Genomic DNA, 569 nt, shown 5'->3' on the forward strand with positions numbered 1-569 from the left:
ACCAAAAATGCCACGCGGCATGAATCCCGCTTAAACGCCTTGTTATGCACGTGGTTCTACAAAAGCGAAAAGACTATCGGCTTCCCAAACCCAATCGTCGCTAGCGCGATAACCTCTAAGCCAAAGTTCTTCGCAATTAGCTCTCAGGTAAAAACCGTTTGGATAATTTACGTCATCAAAGACCGCACGTGAAGCAACAGTGATTTGATTACCATCTGGTTGTTTTAAATGATGCAATCGTAAACTCACAGCTAACTCCAAGGAGCAAAGCTGTAAACCTCGAGAAATTGCTGCATCAATGATATCCGAATAAATAGCCCCCGCCTCAAACCCAAGTTCATCAACTCTTAAGGCGACTACTGTTACATTTTTGGGCTTTTTATTGGTAAGGAAGTGCTCTGACATAAATAGAAGTATTCCATAAGCGTTGAAGCTAATTTTGTTCTCTGAGAGCTTTAACAACAGTTCATCTTTTGTTTTTCCACCAACCTCAAAGGTCCACTTTCTAACTATCACGACCGTCCCTTTCTATAAGTGCATAACGCCGCGTTAAGGGGCGCAGGCACGCA

At 43.1% G+C, this 569-nt stretch carries 1 protein-coding gene; it reads right to left on the reverse strand.

What is annotated here, in order from left to right; translation table 11 throughout:
* Positions 1–42 precede the first annotated feature (42 nt).
* Positions 43–516 (reverse strand): helicase, encoded by a 474-nt coding sequence (locus FC652_RS20190; RefSeq protein ID WP_176299911.1) that lies wholly within the window; start codon positions 514–516, stop codon positions 43–45.
* Positions 517–569 lie beyond the last annotated feature (53 nt).

The organism is Vibrio sp. 05-20-BW147, from assembly GCF_013369385.1.
GTDB classification, from domain to species: domain Bacteria; phylum Pseudomonadota; class Gammaproteobacteria; order Enterobacterales; family Vibrionaceae; genus Vibrio; species Vibrio floridensis.